The following is a 16,704-nucleotide window of genomic DNA, read 5'->3' on the forward strand; positions in this document are numbered from 1 at the left end:
CTCCTCTCGATGTGTTTGGCTACGCCAAACGGTCGCTGCGCTCCCACCCCCGGATAACCCCCTCCACTCAGCCTGCCGAAGGGGCCGGCACGGCAAGATCAAGAGCTGCAGCCGAGCTAACGCTCATCCTGTTGAGTGGTGAAAAGCATGCGGTCTGCCTGGACTGCTTTGCTTTTCTGTGGGAGCCAGTCTGCTGGCGAAGGCGGCCTGACAGCCGACCAATTTCCAACTGAATACACTCATTCCCACTGTGGGAGCTGGCTTGCCAGCGATGGCGGCCTGACAGCCGACCAATCTCCAACTGAATACACTCATTCCCACTGTGGGAGCTGGCTTGCCAGCGAAGACGGCCTGACAGCCGACCAATTTCCAACTGAACACACCCAATCCACCTGTGGGAGCTGGCTTGCCAGCGAAGGCGGCCAGACACCCGACCAGTCTCCAACTGCCAACACCCATTCCCACTGTGGGAGCGAGCCTGCTCGCGAAGGCGGCCTGACAGCCGACCAATTTCCAACTGAACACACCCGATCCACCTGTGGGAGCTGGCTTGCCAGCGAAGTCGCCCCCACAATCACTTCATCTCTATCTGGCCAGCTCAGCATTCCCATACAAATAATCCGTCGCCAGCGACGCCATCGTCCTCACCCCAACCACCAGCGCCGACTCATCCACAAAGAACCCCGGATTATGATTCGGCGCGGCCTTGCTCATGTCCTGATCCCGTGGTGTCACGCCGAGAAATACGAACAACCCCGGCACTTCCTTGGCGAAGAACGAGAAGTCTTCCGCGCCGCCCACCAACGGTGCATTGACCACGTCATCCTTGGCTGCCCACTTCAGCGTTGGCAGCATTTTTTCCGTCAGTGCCGGGTTGTTGATCGTGGGGTCGTATTTTTCGATGATGGTCACGTCGGCTTTCGCGCCGCCGCTTTCGGCGATTTTTTCGATGGTCTGGCGTACGTCGGCGTGGAGTTTCTGGCGGATGCCGTAGTCGTAGGAGCGGATGGTGCCGCTCATGTCCACGGACTCGGGAATGATGTTGTAGCGGGTGCCACCATTGATGGTGCCGATGCTGACCACCGACGGATAGGACGAAATATCGGTACGGCGGCTGACCACGGTTTGCAGGCCGACGATGGTCTGTGCGCCGACGGTGATCGGGTCTATGCCGTCCCACGGGCGGCCGGCGTGGGTTTGTTTGCCGAGGATTTTGATGCGCAGGTCGTCGGAGCTGGCCAGGGTGGCGCCGGGACGATAGGCGATCTGGCCGGCGGGGACGCCGGCCCAGACGTGCAGACCGAATACGGCGTCGGGTTTGGGTGATTTCATCACGCCTTCCTGCACCATCATTTTCGCGCCCCAGGTATTTTTGCCGTCGGGGACGAAGTCGCTCGGGCCTTCTTCGGCGGGCTGGAAGTAGAACACCACGGTGCCGGGCAGGGTGTCGCGCAGGCCAGTGAGAATTTTCGCCGTGCTCAGCAGGATCGCGGTGTGGGCGTCGTGGCCGCAGGCGTGCATCACGTCGACTTCCTTGCCGAGGTAGGTGCCTTTGGCTTTCGAGGCGAAGGGCAGGTCGGCGACTTCCTTGACCGGCAATGCGTCCATGTCGGCGCGCAGGGCCACGGTCGGGCCGGGCAGGGCGCCTTTGAGGATGGCGACTACGCCGGTGCGGGCGACGTTGGTTTTGACTTCCAGGCCCAGCGCCTTGAGCTGTTTGGCGACCAGTTCCGCGGTGCGTTTCTCGGTGTTGCCCAGTTCCGGATGCGCGTGGATGTCGCGGCGGGTTTCCAGCAGCTCCGGTTCAAGTGCCTTGGCTTGCGTGGCGATCTGTTCGCGGGTGCTGTCCAGGGTGGCGGCGCTGGCGGTGCCGGCCAGCAGCGTGAGCAGAACGGACTGGGCGATACGTGTCAGCTGCATCGGGTGTCTCCATGGTTATTGTTTTTCTGGCTTCCCTGCCTGTGACCCGAGTGTCTGCGCGAAGTGCTATTCCTTCGGCTGGCCACCGCCGGCAGTGATGACCTGCACGCTCATGCGTGGCGTCGCCAGATCGAGTCCGGCTTCGTCCAGATGGCGTTTGAGCGACAGGTTGAACGCTCGGGAAACTTCCCATTGTTTGATCGGTGCGGTCTTGAAGCGCGCGCGCAGGATCGCGCTGCCGGACTCGAAACTTTCCACGCCCTGGATCTCCAGCGGCGACCAGATATTCCGCCGTTGCAGTGGGTCGGTACGCATTTTCTGGCCGACGTCGCGCATCAGTTTGATCGCATCGTCGATTTCCATGTTGTACGGCACCGCCACGCGGAAGATCGCGTAGCCGAATTCCCGGGAGTAGTTCTTGATGCTTTTGATTTCGCTGAACGGGATGGTGTGGACGATGCCATCGATGTCGCGCAGGCGCACGGTGCGGATGGTCAGGCCTTCGACGGTGCCGAGGTGGCCGCCGACGTCGACGTAGTCATCAATGGCCAGCGAGTCTTCGATGATGATGAACAGACCGGTGATCAGGTCCGCCACCAGCGACTGCGCACCGAAACCGATGGCCAGACCGATCACACCGGCACCGGCCAGCAGTGGCGTAACGTTCATGCCCATGTTCGCCAGGGCGACGATCAGCGCGATGATGAAAATCGCCACGAACAGCACGTTGCGGATCAGCGGCATCATCGTCTGTGCGCGGGCATTCGCCAGGCCTTTGCGCGAGCGGGTGAGGGCGTGATGCACGGCGGTGTCGGCAAGGATCCAGATCAACCAGGAGAAAATCAGCGTACCGATCAGGCTAAACAGTTTGACGCTGACGTCATGCCCTTCGCCCTCGGCAAAGCCGATCAGCGATTTGCCCCATACGCGCAGGCCGAGTTCGATGAAGGTCAGCCACACCAGCAGGTGGGCGAGGGTGTAGAAGAAGCTTTTCAGGCGCTCCGAGTACAGCGCATGGCGCTTCGGCCCGCGTTGCGGTTTGAGCGAGTGCCGGCGCACGAGACCGTTGATCACCATGCACATCACCAGCAGCACCGTGCAGATCAGCGACTGGCGCAGGGCGGTGCTGGTGTCGCCGGCAGAGACGAAGGTGGCGAACAGCGAAATCCCGACCAGCACCAGCGCCGGCACGTACCAGAAGGTGCCGAGGATATCGATGGTGTCGCTGAGGGCGCGGCGGGTCAGGCGACGGGACAATGGCTGGTTGCGGATCAGGTGCGCGATCGGCCGGCGGAAACGCAGGATGAACAGCCCGGTGAACAGCGCCGCCAGGACATTGGTGACGGTCGCGGTGGTGTGCGCCAAATGCACGCCGAGGCTTTCCACCAGGCGCGGATCGTTAAGCGCTTCACCGAACGCGGCGAAGCTGCCGATCAGCCACAGCGGACGGAACGCCTGATGCCGCAGGATGTACAGCGCCCGATGCCGGTGCGGGCCGTCGAGCAGCGAGAAGGCGATCACGCAGATCGCCGAGAAACAGGTGCCGACCACCAGCGCATAAGCCAGCACCATCGCCAGGCTCTTGCCCAATGACGAGGGCAGCGCGTAGCTCATGTAAACGGTGATGACCAATGCAATCAGCCATGGCCCGAGCTTGCGCAGGGCGAAGCGCAGCATGTCGAGGGCCTTGGGGTGCTGCGGCAGTTCTTCGGTCAGGCCGAAGCGCATGCGCACCCGGTGACCGAGCCAGATCAGCGCGGCGGCGAGCAGGCTCCAGACCATCAGGATCACCGCGAAGCCGAAGATGATCGGCAGCCACTCGCTGGCCGGCAACATCAGGTTATCGAGTTCGTCCCTGGCCAGATCGAACTCGTCGGACCAGCGGGTCAGCGGACTGTCGTCGCCGGAGAACTGCTTCTCGAAACTGGCCAGCGTGCCGCCAATCAGGCCCAGCACGCCTTCTTCCGGTGAAACCTGGGCTTTCTTTGTGGCGTCGCGCAGCTTTTTCAGGTCGCTCAGCAACTGTGCGCGTTGCTTGTCGTTTTCCAGCGACTTGATGACTTCATCCAGCGACTGACCCAGCGGTTCCTGCGCCTCGGGCTGCGCCTTGGTGGAGTTGAGCAGCCCCGGCAAGCCGACCGCGTGGGCAGGGGCCAGCGGCAGCAGCGTCATCAGGCAGACAAGGAACAGGCAGGGCAGAGCAAACAGACGAGCGAACACTAGGCGGTCAACCTCGCAAAGGGGCGAATTGAGCGAGTGTACGAGGCAGTCAGAATCAATGCGAGCCGGGCGCGGATTTATTCGTTGAGTTTGGCGAGGATCTTGTAGACCACGGTCGCCAGGATCATCAGCATGCCGATCCACATGGCGAAGACGCCGGCGTTCTTGTCGCGGAAGTTGAAGCCGATCGCCAGCAGGATCATTCCGGACAGGATCGGAATGAGCATGGCGTGGAAGGAGGACATCGAAATCATGGTGACTGCCTTGTCGAAGGGGATGATTTAAGTCTAGGTCGCTTTCTTTGAAGCTGTATTGATCTGTGTAGGAGCTGCCGCAGGCTGCGATCTTTTGATCTTGGGTATGCAATTCAAAAGCAAGATCAAAAGATCGCAGCCTTCGGCAGCTCCTACAGGGGTTTGCGATGAGCTTATGGCAACTCGCGGCTGGCGTAGAACGCGCTCAGCACTTTGACCAGGTGCGCCAGATCGTGGCTGCCGCACAGTTCGCGGATCGAGTGCATGGCGAAGGTCGGCAGGCCGATGTCGACGGTGCGCACGCCCAGGTGGCTGGCGGTGATCGGGCCGATGGTCGAACCGCAACCCATGTCGCTGCGCACCACGAAGCTCTGCACCGGCACTTCTTCGGCCATGCACAGGTGGCGGAAGAATCCGGCGGTTTCGCTGTTGGTGGCGTAGCGCTGGTTGCTGTTGACCTTGATCACCGGGCCGGCGTTGAGTTTCGGACCGTGGTTGGCGTCGTGCTTCTCGGCGTAGTTGGGGTGTACGCCGTGGGCGTTGTCGGCCGAGACCAGCAGCGATTTCTGAATGGTGCGCACGAACTCGTCGCCTTCCGGCAGCAGGCGGCGCAGGGTCTGTTCGAGCATCGGGCCATCGGCGCCGCACGCCGAGCAGGAGCCGACTTCTTCGTGGTCGTTGCACACCAGCACGCAGGTTTCTTCGGTGTCGGCGCTGAGCAGGGCTTGCAGGCCGGCGTAGCAGGACAGCAAGTTGTCCAGGCGCGCGCCGGCGATGAAGTCGCCATGCAGGCCGATGACCGCCGCGCTCTGGGTGTCGTAGAAACTCAGCTCGTAATCCAGCACCACGTCGGCGTTCAGGCCGTGTTCGCGAGCCAGTTGATCGGTCAGTACCGCACGGAAGTCGACGCGCTCGTCACCGGCGAATTGCGCGAGGATCGGCGGCAGCTCGGTCTGCGCGTTGATCGCCCAGCCCTGATTGGCTTCACGGTTGAGGTGAATCGCCAGGTTGGGAATGATCGCGATCGGCGCCTTGAAGTCGATCAACTGACTTTCGACCTTGCCATCGCGGCGGAAGGTCACGCGGCCGGCCAGCGACAGGTCGCGGTCGAACCACGGCGCCAGCAGTGCGCCGCCGTAGACTTCAACGCCCAGTTGCCAGAAGCCCTGACGTTGCAGTTCCGGTTGCGGCTTGACCCGCAGGCACGGGCTGTCGGTGTGAGCGCCGACCAGGCGGATGCCGTCGTGCAGTGGCGAGTTGCGGCCCATTTTGATCGCGACGATCGAGGAGTCGTTACGGGTGACGTAATAGCGGCCGTTGGCCTCGGTGGTCCATGGCTCGCGCTCGTCGAGGCGCACGTAACCGGCGGCCTCCAGACGCTGAACAAGGCTGGCGGTGGCGTGGAACGGGGTAGGGGAGGCCTTGAGGAAGTCGATCAGGCCTTGGTTCAACTCTTCGCGCATAAGAAGCTCCAGACAGCAATGGGCGCGAGTTTAACGCATCGGCCGGGGAATTGAATCCGAACCGGATCCCTGTGGGAGCTAGCCTGCTCGCGAAAGCGCTATGACATTCAACATTGATGCTGACTGATCAATTGCTTTCGCGAGCGGGCTCGCTCCCACATGGGTTCGGCGGTGCTTGTCAGAACGGCGCAGGGCACTCGAAGCGCAGACGCTCGCCGGTTTGCGGATGGGTGAAGCTGAGCATGCTGGCGTGCAGGCACAGGCGCGGCCAGGCGGCGAGGGCCTGTTCGTGGGCGTAGAGCCCGTCGCCCAGCAACGGGTGCCCGATGGACAGCATGTGCACGCGCAACTGGTGCGAGCGCCCGGTGATTGGCGTCAGTTCGACGCGGCACCAGTCGCCGCAACGTTCCAGTACGCGCCAGAAGGTCAGTGCGTGTTTGCCGAATTCGTGGTCGACCACGTGGCGCGGTTTGGTCGGTGGGTCGTAGCGCAACGGCAAATCGATGCTGCCGCTGTCCAGTTCCGGCTGACCCCAGGCCAGGGCGGTGTAGGCCTTTTCGGTTTCGCGGTCGTGAAACTGTCGCGACAGTTCGCGGTGGGTGTCGGCGTCACGGGCCAGCAGAATGATGCCGGAGGTTTCCCAGTCCAGGCGATGGACGATACGCGCCTCCGGGTAGCCGTTTTCCTGCAGACGGGTGATCAGGCAGTCCTTGTTGTCGTCGGCGCGACCGGGCACCGAGAGCAGCAAGGTCGGCTTGTCGACCACCAGTACAGCGGCGTCCTGATGGATGATGCGGATGTTGGACAGCGGCATTAAAACAGCCTCGTAACAAATGCCAACGGCGGTTCAGGGCCATTCCCGCATGGGAGTGGCCCTGAACCGCCGTCGTTCCTGCCGGATCGACTCAGCGATCAGGCAGGGTGATGTTGAGTTCCAGAATCGAGCAACTGCCCTGGCTTTCCAGTGCAACATGTACGTCGTCGTTGCCGATGTTGACGTACTTGCGGATCACGTCGACCAGTTCCTTCTGCAAGGCTGGCAGGTAATCCGGCGTGCTGCGCTGGCCGCGCTCATGCGCCACGATGATCTGTAGACGCTCTTTCGCTACCGAGGCGGTACTTGGCTTTTTGTTGGCACGAAAGAAGTCAAAAAGGTTCATTACCTACCTCCAAACAGGCGCTCGAAGAATCCCTTCTTCGTAACATCGAGGAAACGATGTTCTTTTTCTTTGCCCAGCAGACGATCAACGGCATCGCTGTAGGCCTGACCGGCATCGCTCTGGTCGTCGAGAATCACCGGGACACCCGAGTTGGAAGCCTTCAGGACCGCCTGCGACTCAGGGATGACGCCCAGCAGGGTCACGGCCAGGATTTCCTTCACGTCTTCGACGCCCAGCATTTCGCCATCGCTGACGCGCTGCGGGTTGTAACGGGTCAGCAGGAGGTGTTCCTTGATCGGCTCTTCGCCGAGTTCGGCACGACGCGATTTGCTGGCCAGCAGGCCGAGCATGCGGTCGGAGTCACGTACCGAGGACACTTCCGGGTTGGTCACGATGATCGCTTCGTCGGCGAAGTACATCGCCAGGTGTGCGCCTTTCTCGATGCCTGCCGGGGAGTCGCAGACCACGAAGTCGAAGTCTTCCTTCAACTGCATCAGGACTTTTTCCACGCCTTCCTGGGTCAGCGCGTCTTTGTCGCGGGTCTGGCTGGCGGCCAGCACGTAGAGGTTTTCCAGGCGCTTGTCTTTGATCAGGGCCTGCTGCAGGTTGGCTTCGCCGTTGACCACGTTGACGAAGTCGTACACCACGCGACGCTCGCAACCCATGATCAGGTCGAGGTTACGCAGGCCCACGTCGAAGTCGACGATCACTGTTTTGTGGCCGCGCAGAGCGAGGCCGGTACCGATAGCGGCGCTGGTGGTGGTCTTACCCACACCACCCTTGCCGGATGTAACCACGAGAATCTTGGCCAAGGTGTTTCACCCCTAAGGAAGAAGGACTGTTTAGCCCCTGAAAAACATCTCTTGAAAACTACTGCAGTCGGACAGCCTTGGCTGGAATTCGGCGCAAGTCGCAATTGCCGGGGGCAAACGCTCCTTGATCCTTTTTCCTACTTCGTTTGAGCCGTTTTCGCTACGTTTTAGAGATGCTTGGAAAATGCGGCAGTATCCGTTAAAGCCGAATGATGTTCAACACGTCGGCCGACAGGCTGACCTGGACGCCGGAGCCCCACAGTGGATCGCGGCGCAAATCTTCGGAAACCTTGTAATGCCCGGCGATGGAGATCAGTTCAGCGCTCAATTGCTGACAGAAAATCCGGGCCTTGGTGTCGCCTTTGACGCCGGCCAGTGCGCGACCGCGCATCGGGCCGTATACATGGATGTTGCCATCGGCCAGAAGTTCCGCCCCCGGACTGACCGAGGACACCACCACCAGATCGCCACCCTGGGCATATATCTGTTGGCCACCACGTACTGGCGTGGTGATGACGCGGGTCGGTTTGACCGTCGGCTCCGGCGGCTTTTCCGGCTTCTTTTTGACTTCCGGTTCCGGCGCTTCCAGCGGTCGCTCGCGGGCGCCGGACGGCGGCAGCACCGGGATGTCGATGGCGATGGCGGCAGCGATGTCTTCGATACGGCTGGCGCGGATTGCCAGGGTGCGCAGGCCATGTTGGCGGCACACGCGCATCAGCCCGGGCAGATCGACCGCGCCTTCGCCGGGTGGCAGTTTGTCCAGCGCCAGGACCAACGGTGCATTGCTGAAGAAATTCGGTGCCTGGGCGACTTTGGCGGCCAGTTGCCGATCAAGGCTGTCGAGGTCGTTGCGGGACAGTTCCAGCACCGTAATGGCCAGCATGCTGCCCTTCAACTGGAACACGGGATCTCGGTCTGGCGATTCGTTTTGGCTCATATCGGCATACAACGGCTTGTCACTAAAAGTGCCGAGACTTATAACGAGAACGCCCGCGAGCCGCAAGCCGGGTCGAACGATGTAGAATGCGCGGCCACTGAATTTACGGAAGCTTTAATGGATCGCCCGCGTTTTCGAAGAGCCTATCTTTCTCCCCGCTTCTGGCCGCTCTGGTGCGGTCTGGCGCTGTTGTGGCTGGTCGTGCAGTTGCCCTATGCGGTCTTACTGATGATCGGTCGTGTGCTGGGCGCATTGATGTATCGCGTGGCCGGCGACCGGCGGCGCATCGCCAAGCGTAATCTGGAGCTGTGCTTCCCGGAAAAATCCGCTGCCGAGCGCAAACGCCTGCTCAAGGAAAACTTCGCCTCCACCGGCATCGCCTTCTTTGAAATGGCGATGAGCTGGTGGTGGTCCCGTGAGCGTCTGGCCAAACTGGCCCACGTCGAAGGCCTGGAGCATCTGCAAAAAGCCCAGCGCGAAGGCAAGGGCGTGATCCTCATGGCCGCGCACTTCACCACCCTGGAAATCGGCGCGGCGCTGCTCGGCCAGCAGCACACCATCGACGGCATGTACCGCGAGCACAAGAACCCGTTGTTCGACTTCGTCCAGCGTCGCGGCCGCGAGCGGCACAACCTCGATTCGCTGGCGGTGGAGCGTGACGACGTGCGCGGCATGCTCAAGCTGCTGCGTTCGGGCCGGGCGATCTGGTACGCGCCGGATCAGGACTATGGCGCCAAGCAGAGTATCTTTGTGCCGCTGTTCGGCATTCAGGCAGCGACTGTGACTGCGACCACCAAGTTTGCCCGTTTGGGTAAAGCGCTGGTGGTGCCGTTCACTCAGGAGCGTCTGGCCGACGGCAGCGGTTACAAGCTGGTGATTCATCCGCCGCTGGAAGACTTTCCGGGTGAAACCGAAGAGGCCGACTGCATCCGCATCAACCAGTGGGTGGAAAGCGCCTTGCGCGCCTGCCCTGAGCAATACTTGTGGGCGCACCGCCGCTTTAAGAGCCGTCCACCGGGCGAGCCGAAGCTTTACCCGAAACGGCGCGGCTGATTCACTCACCCTTTCAAGCACCACGGAGCGTTGCGATGAGCCCAGCTGAACCGGTCACAGGTTTGATTCTTTCCGGCGGCGGGGCTCGGGCGGCGTATCAGGTGGGGGTGCTGGCGGCGATTGCCGAATTGCTGCCGCTGGGCGCGGACAATCCGTTTCCGGTGATCGTCGGCACTTCGGCCGGGGCGATCAATGCGGTTAGCCTGGCCAGCGGCGCCACCGATTTTCGCGCGGCCATCGAACGTCTCACTCTGTTCTGGCAAGGCTTTCGCAGTCATCGGGTGCTGCGCAGCGATTGGCCCGGGGTGATCCGTCAGGCCAGCCGCTTTGTCAGTCACAGTTTGCTCGGCATCGGTCGGCAACTGCCGGTGGCGCTGCTCAACAGTTCGCCGCTGCGCGACCTGCTCAATGAAAAACTACACATGCCCGGCATCGCCGAATCCATCGCCCGCAAGCAATTGCATGCGGTGGCGGTGACCGCGTTCGGCTACGAGTCGGGGCAGGCGGTGACCTTCTATCAGGGCGGCGGCAAGATCGATGCGTGGTTGCGCCATCGACGGATCGGCGTGCCGGCGCAATTGTCGGTGGACCATTTGCTGGCCAGTTCGGCGATCCCGTTGCTGTTTGCCCCGGTCAAAATCGGTGAGGAATATTTCGGCGACGGCGCAGTGCGCCAATCGGCACCGATCAGTCCGGCGCTGCACCTGGGCGCGAGTCGGGTGCTGGTGGTGGGTGTGAGCGGCAACCCGCGCGGTTTTGATCCGCAGCAGCCGCTGGAGCGCGCCTACACCGGGCAGCAGCCGACGCTGGCGCAGATCGGCGGGCACATGCTCAACAGCACATTCATTGACAGTCTGGAGAGCGACATCGAGTTGCTGCAGCGTCTGAACCAGTTCAGCCACCTGATGCCCGAGGGCGTGCCGACTCGTGAGTTGGGCGTGGCGCCAGTGGACGTGCTGGTGATTGCGCCGAGTCAGCCGATCGACGAGATCGCCGCGCGGCATCGCCAGGAGTTACCGGCGGCGTTGCGTTTGTTCTTGCGCGGCCCGGGGGCGACGAAAACGAGTGGGGCAGGGGTGCTGAGTTATCTGCTGTTCGAGGCGGGGTATTGCAGCGAGCTGATCGACCTGGGACGGCGCGATGCGTTGGCCAAGCGCGAGGAATTGTGCCGGTTTCTGGGGATCACCGAGGCGGTGGTTCCGGCCTGAGATTTGCGGTGAAGCCTTCGCGAGCAGGCTCGCTCCCACATTGGAACTCGGTCGAATGTGGGAGCGAGCCTGCTCGCGAAGCTTTTAAGATCAGAAGTGGAACTTCACCAGGAAGCTGGTCACGTTCTGATTGGTGGTGAAGCCACGGGTGTCGTCGATCCCGTACTTGTCTTTCCAGTAGTCGTATTCAACACCGACGTACAGCTGCTTCTCGCCGAAATGCAGCGCCTTGCCCAGGTCGTATTTGACCTGTGGGTTGAAGTGCAGGTTGGCGTGGTATTCGCCTTTGCTGTTGACGTCGTTGTCGACCACCCAGTCCATGTAACCGTCGATCAGCACGTTCGAGCTGCCGACCGGGATGGTGTAGGACCAGACCGGGGTGATCTGCCAGACGTTATCACCCGGACGCGAGCCGTCGGTGTGGCGCTGGTAGAAGTTCAGCTGGAAGTAGTCGAAACCCGGGATCGCCAGGTCGAAGCCAGGACCGATCAGGTACGACTCGACGTCGCCTTCACCGAACTCGTAAGTCATCGCCAGCAGCACGTCTTTGATCGGACCGAATTCGAGCTTCTGGTCGAGGACTTTGCCCAGCGAGATGCGCGGCTGGAATTCACCGTAATAGGTGTTGTTGCCGACGCCACCGTCTGGCTTGCCGTTGTAGAAGATCTTGTCGATGAACAGGAAGTTATCCCCGTACTTCCAGGCATCGGCGTGCTCGAAGGTGACGGTCTGCTGGATCGCCGGGTTGACCTTGAAGTCTTTGCCGTAGAGGTAGGTCAGGCTGTTGTTCTGCCATTGCAGCAGGCCGTCGGCCATGGCCTGGCCGCCGGCCAGCATCGATCCCGCGAGCATCAGGCTGGTGCACATACGTTTCATTCGGTTGCTCCCAAAGTAGGTGTTCCACGTTTATTTTTTTAAGATCGGCGCTCTGGTGTGGCGCCTTTTTTCGTTGCTGCAAAAGTCATCCGATCGGTCAGCTTCGCTGGTGATAGCAAGAGCTGGGCCAACGCTTTCGAAAAGCAAAAAAACGCCCGTTCGGCTGCTGAAAAACAGTCGATTGCGCGTGTTTTCGGGATGCCTCGGTACTGACCGGGGCCGGGATAAGTTGGCTCGTCGGTCAGGAATTAAATCCGGGCTTTTTTTTAGACCGAATTCAAGAGGCCGCGGAGAATACTGACTCCTCGGCCAGCTCTCAAGTGCCCCGCAACAGAGCACCGACGACAGGTATGGGGCACGGTTGCGGGCCATCTCAGAAGTGCACCTTCACCAGCAGGCTGGCGGTGTTCTGGTTGGTGTCGAGGTTGTGACTGCTTTCGACGCCATATTTGTTCTTCCAATAGCTGTATTCGGTGCCGACGTACAGCTGCTTCTGGCTCCAGCCCAAGGCTTTGCCGAGGTCGTATTTGATCTGCGGATTGATGTGCAGGTTGGCGTGGTAAGTGCCGCGCGAGTTCTGATCGTTATCGACCACCCAGTCCAGATAGCCATCGATCAGCAGGTCGGAATTGCCCAGCGGCACGCTGTACGACCAGCCCGGAGTGATCTGCCACACGCCGTCGCCGGGGCGCGGGCCTTCGGTCTGGCGGCGGAAAATGTTCAGGGTCACGTAGTTGAAGCCGGGCACTTTCAGGTCGAAACCGGGGCCGATCAGGTAGGCTTCGCTGTCGCCTTCGCCGTACTCGTAGGTCATCGCCAGCAGCACGTCCTTGATCGGCCCGAACTCGATTTTCTGATCGAAGATCTTGCCGAACGAGAAGCGCGGGGTGAATTCGCCGTAGAAGGTGTGCGGGCCTTTGTTGCGGTCTTCCTGGCCGTTGTAGAAGATCTTGTCGACGAACAGGAAGTTGTCGCCGTACTTCCACTTGTCGGCGTGCTCGAACGTCACCGTCTGCTGGATCGACGGGTTGATCGCGAAGTTCTTGCCGTACAGGTAGCTCAGGCTGTTGGTCTGCCACAGCAGTAAATCGCCGGCCATGGCCTGACTCGCGGCCAGCAGGCCGCCACTCAACAGAACGTTGGTTTGCGTGCGAATCATCGGTTGCTCCCTCTTGTTTTTATTGTTGAGGCAGGGTGTTGCACGTCCCCTGTGGAAGCGAGCCTGCTCGCGAAAGCGGTGTGTCATTCAACAGTGATGTTGACTGACATGGCCTCTTCGCGAGCAAGCTCGCTCCCACAGGGATAATCGGTAATGCTGTTAATGCGCGTGGCAGTCGTTGATCGCGGCGCGTTCGGCGCCGCCGAGGATGTTGAACAGCAGGTTCAGCGTCAGTGCGCTGAGCGTGGCCATGGCGATACCGCTGTGGGTGATCGGGCTCATCCACAGCGGCAGATGCGCGAAGAACTCCGGACGCACCACCGGGATCAGGCCCATGCCGATGCTCACTGCCACCAGCAACTGGTTGCGACGGTCACCGATGTCGGCTTCCTGGAGAATCTTGATCCCGGTGGCAGCGACCATGCCGAACATCGCAATCGCCGCTCCACCCAGCACTGCCGGTGGAATCGATGCGACGAGGAACGCCGCTTTCGGCAGCAGGCTCAGCACGATCAGCAGGCCACCGGCAACGATGGTCACCGAACGGCAACGCACGCCGGTCATCTGCACCAGGCCGATGTTCTGCGCAAACGAGGAGTGGGTGAAGGTGTTGAAGAAACCGGCAACGAACGAGGCGCCGGCATCGCACAGCAGGCCGCGCCGCAGCATCCGTGGGCAGACTTCCTGACCGGTGATTTTGCCCAGCGCGAGGAACATCCCGGTGGACTCGACGAAAATGATCACCACCACCAGACACATCGACAGGATCGGCGCCAGTTCGAATTTCGGCATGCCGAAGTGCAGCGGGGTGACGAACTGAACCCATGGCGCGTTGGCCATGCCGCTCAGGTCGACCATGCCGATGGCGCCGCAGAGCACGTAGCCCAGGCACATGCCGATCAGCACGGAAATATTGACCCAGAAGCCGCGCATGAAGCGGTGGATCAGCAAAATGGTCGCCAGCACCAGCGCGGCGATGGCCAGATAAATCGGTGAGCCGAACTGCGCCGCAGCGGCCCCGCCACCGGCCCAGTTCACGGCCACGGGGAACAGCGACAGACCGATCGAAGTGATGACCGTGCCAGTCACCAACGGCGGGAAGAAGCGCACGACTTTGGACATGAACGGAGCGATCAGCATGCCGAAGAACCCGGCGGCGATGGTCGCACCGAAGATCCCTTGCAGACCGATACCGGGCATGCCGGCCATGGCGACCATGCTGCCGACGGCCGCGAAACTGGCGCCCATCATCACCGGCATGCGGATGCCCATCGGGCCGATCCCGAGCGACTGGACGATGGTGGCGATACCGGCGACCAGCAGGTCGGCGTTGATCAGGAAGGCGATTTCTTCACGACTCAGGCCAGCGGCCTGTCCGATGATCAACGGCACCGCGATGGCACCGCCGTACATCAGCAGAACATGTTGCAAACCGACCAGGATCAGTTGCAAAAGGGGCAAACGCTGAATGGCGGGTGCGTCGGGGATGCGCGCTTTGGACAGCTCGGACATGCAACACCTCGGATCTTTTTTATTCTTGTGATTAACAGCTGCCGGGTGGCTCACAGCTGTTTCTTTGCATCAGGTCTGTGGCGAGGGAGCTTGCTCCCGCTGGACTGCGTAGCAGTCCCTGCTCTTCAGGCAAAGAGAGGGGCCGCTTCGCGACCCAGCGGGAGCAAGCTCCCTCGCCACAATTTGTGTTGCTTAGTTGGTCTGGGCTCCCTGGGCGATCCATGCACCGATCAGGTCACGTTCCTGCTGGGTCATCTGTGTGATGTTGCCCAGTGGCATGATCTGCGTGGTGATGGCTTGCGCCTGGATCCGCGCCGCGTTCTGACGGATCTGCTCGGGGGTGTCGAACATCACACCGGCCGGTGCCGCGCTGAACAACGGGCTGGTCGGTTTGGCCGAGTGGCAGACCGCGCAGCGTTCCTGGATCACGTTGTGCACCTTGTCGAAGGCCGGACCGGCGTTGGACGCTTGCGCCGGTGCCGCAGCCGGGGCTGCTGCTGGCGCTGCAGGTGCCGCCGCTTCAGCCGGTTTCGCGCCGCCGCCCAGTGCCGTTTCCGGCAGCGGTTGGTACTCGATTTTCGCGGGTGCCTTGGCCACGTCCGGTGCGGTCGGCATCGGCGCCGGGCCGGTGACGTACGCCAGGGTGATCATGCCCACCGCTGCCACGGGCAGGGTCCAGGCAAACTTGTGGCTGTCGTGACGGGTGTTGAAGTAGTGACGCACCAACACCGCCAACACCGCGATCCCGGCCAGGATCAACCAGTTGTACTGGCTGCCATAAGTGCTCGGGAAGTGGTTGCTGATCATGATGAACAGCACCGGCAGGGTGAAGTAGTTGTTGTGACGCGAACGCAGCAGGCCTTTGGCGGGCAGCGCCGGGTCCGGCGTACGGTTCTCGGCAATCGCCGCCACCAGTGCACGCTGTGCCGGCATGATGATGCGGAACACGTTGCCGACCATGATGGTGCCGATGATCGCGCCGACGTGCAGGTACGCACCACGACCGCTGAACACCTTGCTGAAGCCATACGCCGCGCCGATGATCAGCACGAACAGGATGAAGCCGAGCAGGGCCGGTTTCTTGCCAAGGGCCGAATCGCAAAGGAAGTCGTAGATGAACCAGCCGGCGATCAGCGAACCGATGCCGATGGCCACGCCTTCAGGGCCGGTCAGGCCGCTGCCGGGTGCCACGAGGTAGAGCACGGGATTGGAGTAGAACACCACGCACAGCAGCGCGATCCCCGACATCCAGGTGAAGTAGGCTTCCCATTTGAACCAGTGCAGGTTCTCCGGCATCGACGGTGGGGCCAGTTTGTATTTTTCCAGGTGATAGATACCGCCGCCGTGGATTGCCCACAGATCACCGGCCAGACCGGTTTTCGGGTTGACGCGGTTGAGGTTGTTCTCCAGCCAGACGAAGTAGAACGACGCGCCGATCCAGGCCACGCCAGTGATCATGTGAACCCAGCGCACGCTCAGGTTCAGCCATTCCAACAGATGTGCTTCCACAGTCTTTACCTCTCGCCTGTCACTCTTGTTGTCGAGTGATCAGACCTTCTCTTATTGGTGGGGGGCGAGGATCAAACGCTCATCCTCTTTGAAAAAATGCTCATCGCAGTTATTGCCTGTGCCACTGCGATCAACCACCAGGAAGTCATCCCGCTTTTCGATCGTCAGCACCGGGTGGTGCCAGACGCCGCGATGGTAATTGATGCCCTGCCTGCCGTTGGTGACGAAGGCGCGGACCAAGCCTGATACAGGTACATCGCCAAGTGGCGCGACCACGATCAGAAAGGGGTTGCCGAGCAGCGGGATGAAAGCCTGGCTGCCCAGCGGATGGCGTTCCAGCATGCTCACGGTCAGCGGCATGTCCTGCGCGTCGGCGCGGAAGATGCTGATGATCGCGTTGTCCTCAGGCGTAGCGGTTTCGACCGTCGCCAGTTTGTGGAAGCGCATGGTCGAACCGTTGTTGATCATGAAGTGGTCGCTGCCGTCGGTTTCGATCACGTCACCGAAGGGGGCGAAGGCTTCTTTGGTCAGCGGTTCAATCTGTAGTGTGCGCATGCTGTTCTTTTCCGAATTCTGTGTTGTTCAACTTTTAAGTGCGTCTTGCGCGATCCCTGTAGGAGC

Annotated in this window: 15 protein-coding genes; 2 read left to right on the forward strand and 13 right to left on the reverse strand. The window is 61.3% G+C overall.

Going from position 1 to position 16,704, the window contains the following annotated elements:
- Positions 1 to 585: 585 nt before the first annotated feature.
- The 8 genes from OC71_RS11590 to minC all read right to left on the reverse strand — a co-directional run bounded on the left by OC71_RS11590 (position 586) and on the right by minC (position 8,766).
- Positions 586 to 1,920: an amidohydrolase gene (locus OC71_RS11590; protein ID WP_041068801.1), complete on the reverse strand. Its 1,335-nt coding sequence runs from the start codon at positions 1,918 to 1,920 to the stop codon at positions 586 to 588.
- Between the two features lie 66 nt (positions 1,921 to 1,986).
- On the reverse strand, positions 1,987 to 4,140 hold the full coding sequence (locus tag OC71_RS11595; protein ID WP_041068803.1) for a mechanosensitive ion channel family protein: 2,154 nt from the start codon (positions 4,138 to 4,140) through the stop codon (positions 1,987 to 1,989).
- A 77-nt stretch (positions 4,141 to 4,217) separates the two neighbouring features.
- Positions 4,218 to 4,394, reverse strand: coding sequence for a hypothetical protein (locus tag OC71_RS28380; protein ID WP_016773747.1), 177 nt, complete (start codon positions 4,392 to 4,394; stop codon positions 4,218 to 4,220).
- Positions 4,395 to 4,567: 173 nt separating this feature from the next.
- A complete protein-coding gene (locus tag OC71_RS11600; protein ID WP_041068806.1) occupies positions 4,568 to 5,857 on the reverse strand; it encodes a M18 family aminopeptidase in 1,290 nt (429 codons plus the stop codon).
- A gap of 178 nt (positions 5,858 to 6,035) precedes the next feature.
- A complete protein-coding gene (locus tag OC71_RS11605) occupies positions 6,036 to 6,671 on the reverse strand; it encodes an RluA family pseudouridine synthase (protein WP_007960625.1) in 636 nt (211 codons plus the stop codon).
- Positions 6,672 to 6,762: 91 nt separating this feature from the next.
- Complete coding sequence (gene minE / locus OC71_RS11610; protein ID WP_003223146.1) at positions 6,763 to 7,017, reverse strand: cell division topological specificity factor MinE; 255 nt, start codon at positions 7,015 to 7,017, stop codon at positions 6,763 to 6,765.
- Positions 7,017 to 7,829 (reverse strand): septum site-determining protein MinD, encoded by an 813-nt coding sequence (gene minD / locus OC71_RS11615; RefSeq protein WP_007960626.1) that lies wholly within the window; start codon positions 7,827 to 7,829, stop codon positions 7,017 to 7,019. The genes minE and minD overlap by 1 nt, the downstream gene beginning before the upstream one ends.
- Before the next feature lie 199 nt (positions 7,830 to 8,028).
- Entirely contained in the window at positions 8,029 to 8,766 is a 738-nt protein-coding gene (minC, locus tag OC71_RS11620; protein ID WP_027613349.1) for a septum site-determining protein MinC, read from the reverse strand.
- Between the two features lie 117 nt (positions 8,767 to 8,883).
- On the opposite strand from minC, the gene OC71_RS11625 reads away from it, so the two are divergent.
- Together OC71_RS11625 and OC71_RS11630 are read left to right on the forward strand one after the other, a co-directional pair.
- On the forward strand, positions 8,884 to 9,819 hold the full coding sequence (locus OC71_RS11625; RefSeq protein WP_041068811.1) for a lipid A biosynthesis lauroyl acyltransferase: 936 nt from the start codon (positions 8,884 to 8,886) through the stop codon (positions 9,817 to 9,819).
- A gap of 35 nt (positions 9,820 to 9,854) precedes the next feature.
- Positions 9,855 to 11,027 (forward strand): patatin-like phospholipase family protein, encoded by a 1,173-nt coding sequence (locus OC71_RS11630; protein WP_041068815.1) that lies wholly within the window; start codon positions 9,855 to 9,857, stop codon positions 11,025 to 11,027.
- Positions 11,028 to 11,117: 90 nt separating this feature from the next.
- On the opposite strand, the gene OC71_RS11635 is transcribed toward OC71_RS11630, so the two are convergent.
- The 5 genes from OC71_RS11635 to OC71_RS11655 all read right to left on the reverse strand — a co-directional run bounded on the left by OC71_RS11635 (position 11,118) and on the right by OC71_RS11655 (position 16,638).
- The gene (locus OC71_RS11635; RefSeq protein ID WP_041068818.1) at positions 11,118 to 11,903 is read right to left on the reverse strand and encodes an outer membrane protein OmpK; all 786 of its coding nucleotides are present in this window, start codon (positions 11,901 to 11,903) and stop codon (positions 11,118 to 11,120) included.
- A 373-nt stretch (positions 11,904 to 12,276) separates the two neighbouring features.
- Complete coding sequence (locus OC71_RS11640) at positions 12,277 to 13,062, reverse strand: outer membrane protein OmpK (protein ID WP_041068820.1); 786 nt, start codon at positions 13,060 to 13,062, stop codon at positions 12,277 to 12,279.
- Between the two features lie 159 nt (positions 13,063 to 13,221).
- Positions 13,222 to 14,574 carry a nucleobase:cation symporter-2 family protein gene (locus tag OC71_RS11645; RefSeq protein WP_041068823.1) on the reverse strand — a complete coding sequence of 451 codons (1,353 nt, stop codon included), beginning with the start codon at positions 14,572 to 14,574 and terminating at the stop codon, positions 13,222 to 13,224.
- A gap of 192 nt (positions 14,575 to 14,766) precedes the next feature.
- Positions 14,767 to 16,083: a urate hydroxylase PuuD gene (locus OC71_RS11650; RefSeq protein ID WP_041068826.1), complete on the reverse strand. Its 1,317-nt coding sequence runs from the start codon at positions 16,081 to 16,083 to the stop codon at positions 14,767 to 14,769.
- Positions 16,084 to 16,134: 51 nt separating this feature from the next.
- Entirely contained in the window at positions 16,135 to 16,638 is a 504-nt protein-coding gene (locus OC71_RS11655) for an ureidoglycolate lyase (RefSeq protein WP_041068829.1), read from the reverse strand.
- Positions 16,639 to 16,704: the final 66 nt, after the last annotated feature.

The sequence above is a fragment of the Pseudomonas sp. W15Feb9B genome (assembly GCF_000828175.1).
GTDB classification, from domain to species: domain Bacteria; phylum Pseudomonadota; class Gammaproteobacteria; order Pseudomonadales; family Pseudomonadaceae; genus Aquipseudomonas; species Aquipseudomonas parakoreensis.

What these genes read in the sequence shown, in the direction of transcription:
- OC71_RS11590 (WP_041068801.1), bottom strand. Translation starts at nt 1,920, where the DNA reads ATGCAGCTGACACGTATCGCCCAGTCCGTTCTGCTCACGCTGCTGGCC.
- OC71_RS28380 (WP_016773747.1), bottom strand. Translation starts at nt 4,394, where the DNA reads ATGATTTCGATGTCCTCCTTCCACGCCATGCTCATTCCGATCCTGTCC.
- OC71_RS11600 (WP_041068806.1), bottom strand. Translation starts at nt 5,857, where the DNA reads ATGCGCGAAGAGTTGAACCAAGGCCTGATCGACTTCCTCAAGGCCTCC.
- OC71_RS11605 (WP_007960625.1), bottom strand. Translation starts at nt 6,671, where the DNA reads ATGCCGCTGTCCAACATCCGCATCATCCATCAGGACGCCGCTGTACTG.
- minE (WP_003223146.1), bottom strand. Translation starts at nt 7,017, where the DNA reads ATGAACCTTTTTGACTTCTTTCGTGCCAACAAAAAGCCAAGTACCGCC.
- minC (WP_027613349.1), bottom strand. Translation starts at nt 8,766, where the DNA reads ATGAGCCAAAACGAATCGCCAGACCGAGATCCCGTGTTCCAGTTGAAG.
- OC71_RS11625 (WP_041068811.1), top strand. Translation starts at nt 8,884, where the DNA reads ATGGATCGCCCGCGTTTTCGAAGAGCCTATCTTTCTCCCCGCTTCTGG.
- OC71_RS11630 (WP_041068815.1), top strand. Translation starts at nt 9,855, where the DNA reads ATGAGCCCAGCTGAACCGGTCACAGGTTTGATTCTTTCCGGCGGCGGG.
- OC71_RS11635 (WP_041068818.1), bottom strand. Translation starts at nt 11,903, where the DNA reads ATGAAACGTATGTGCACCAGCCTGATGCTCGCGGGATCGATGCTGGCC.
- OC71_RS11640 (WP_041068820.1), bottom strand. Translation starts at nt 13,062, where the DNA reads ATGATTCGCACGCAAACCAACGTTCTGTTGAGTGGCGGCCTGCTGGCC.
- OC71_RS11645 (WP_041068823.1), bottom strand. Translation starts at nt 14,574, where the DNA reads ATGTCCGAGCTGTCCAAAGCGCGCATCCCCGACGCACCCGCCATTCAG.
- OC71_RS11655 (WP_041068829.1), bottom strand. Translation starts at nt 16,638, where the DNA reads ATGCGCACACTACAGATTGAACCGCTGACCAAAGAAGCCTTCGCCCCC.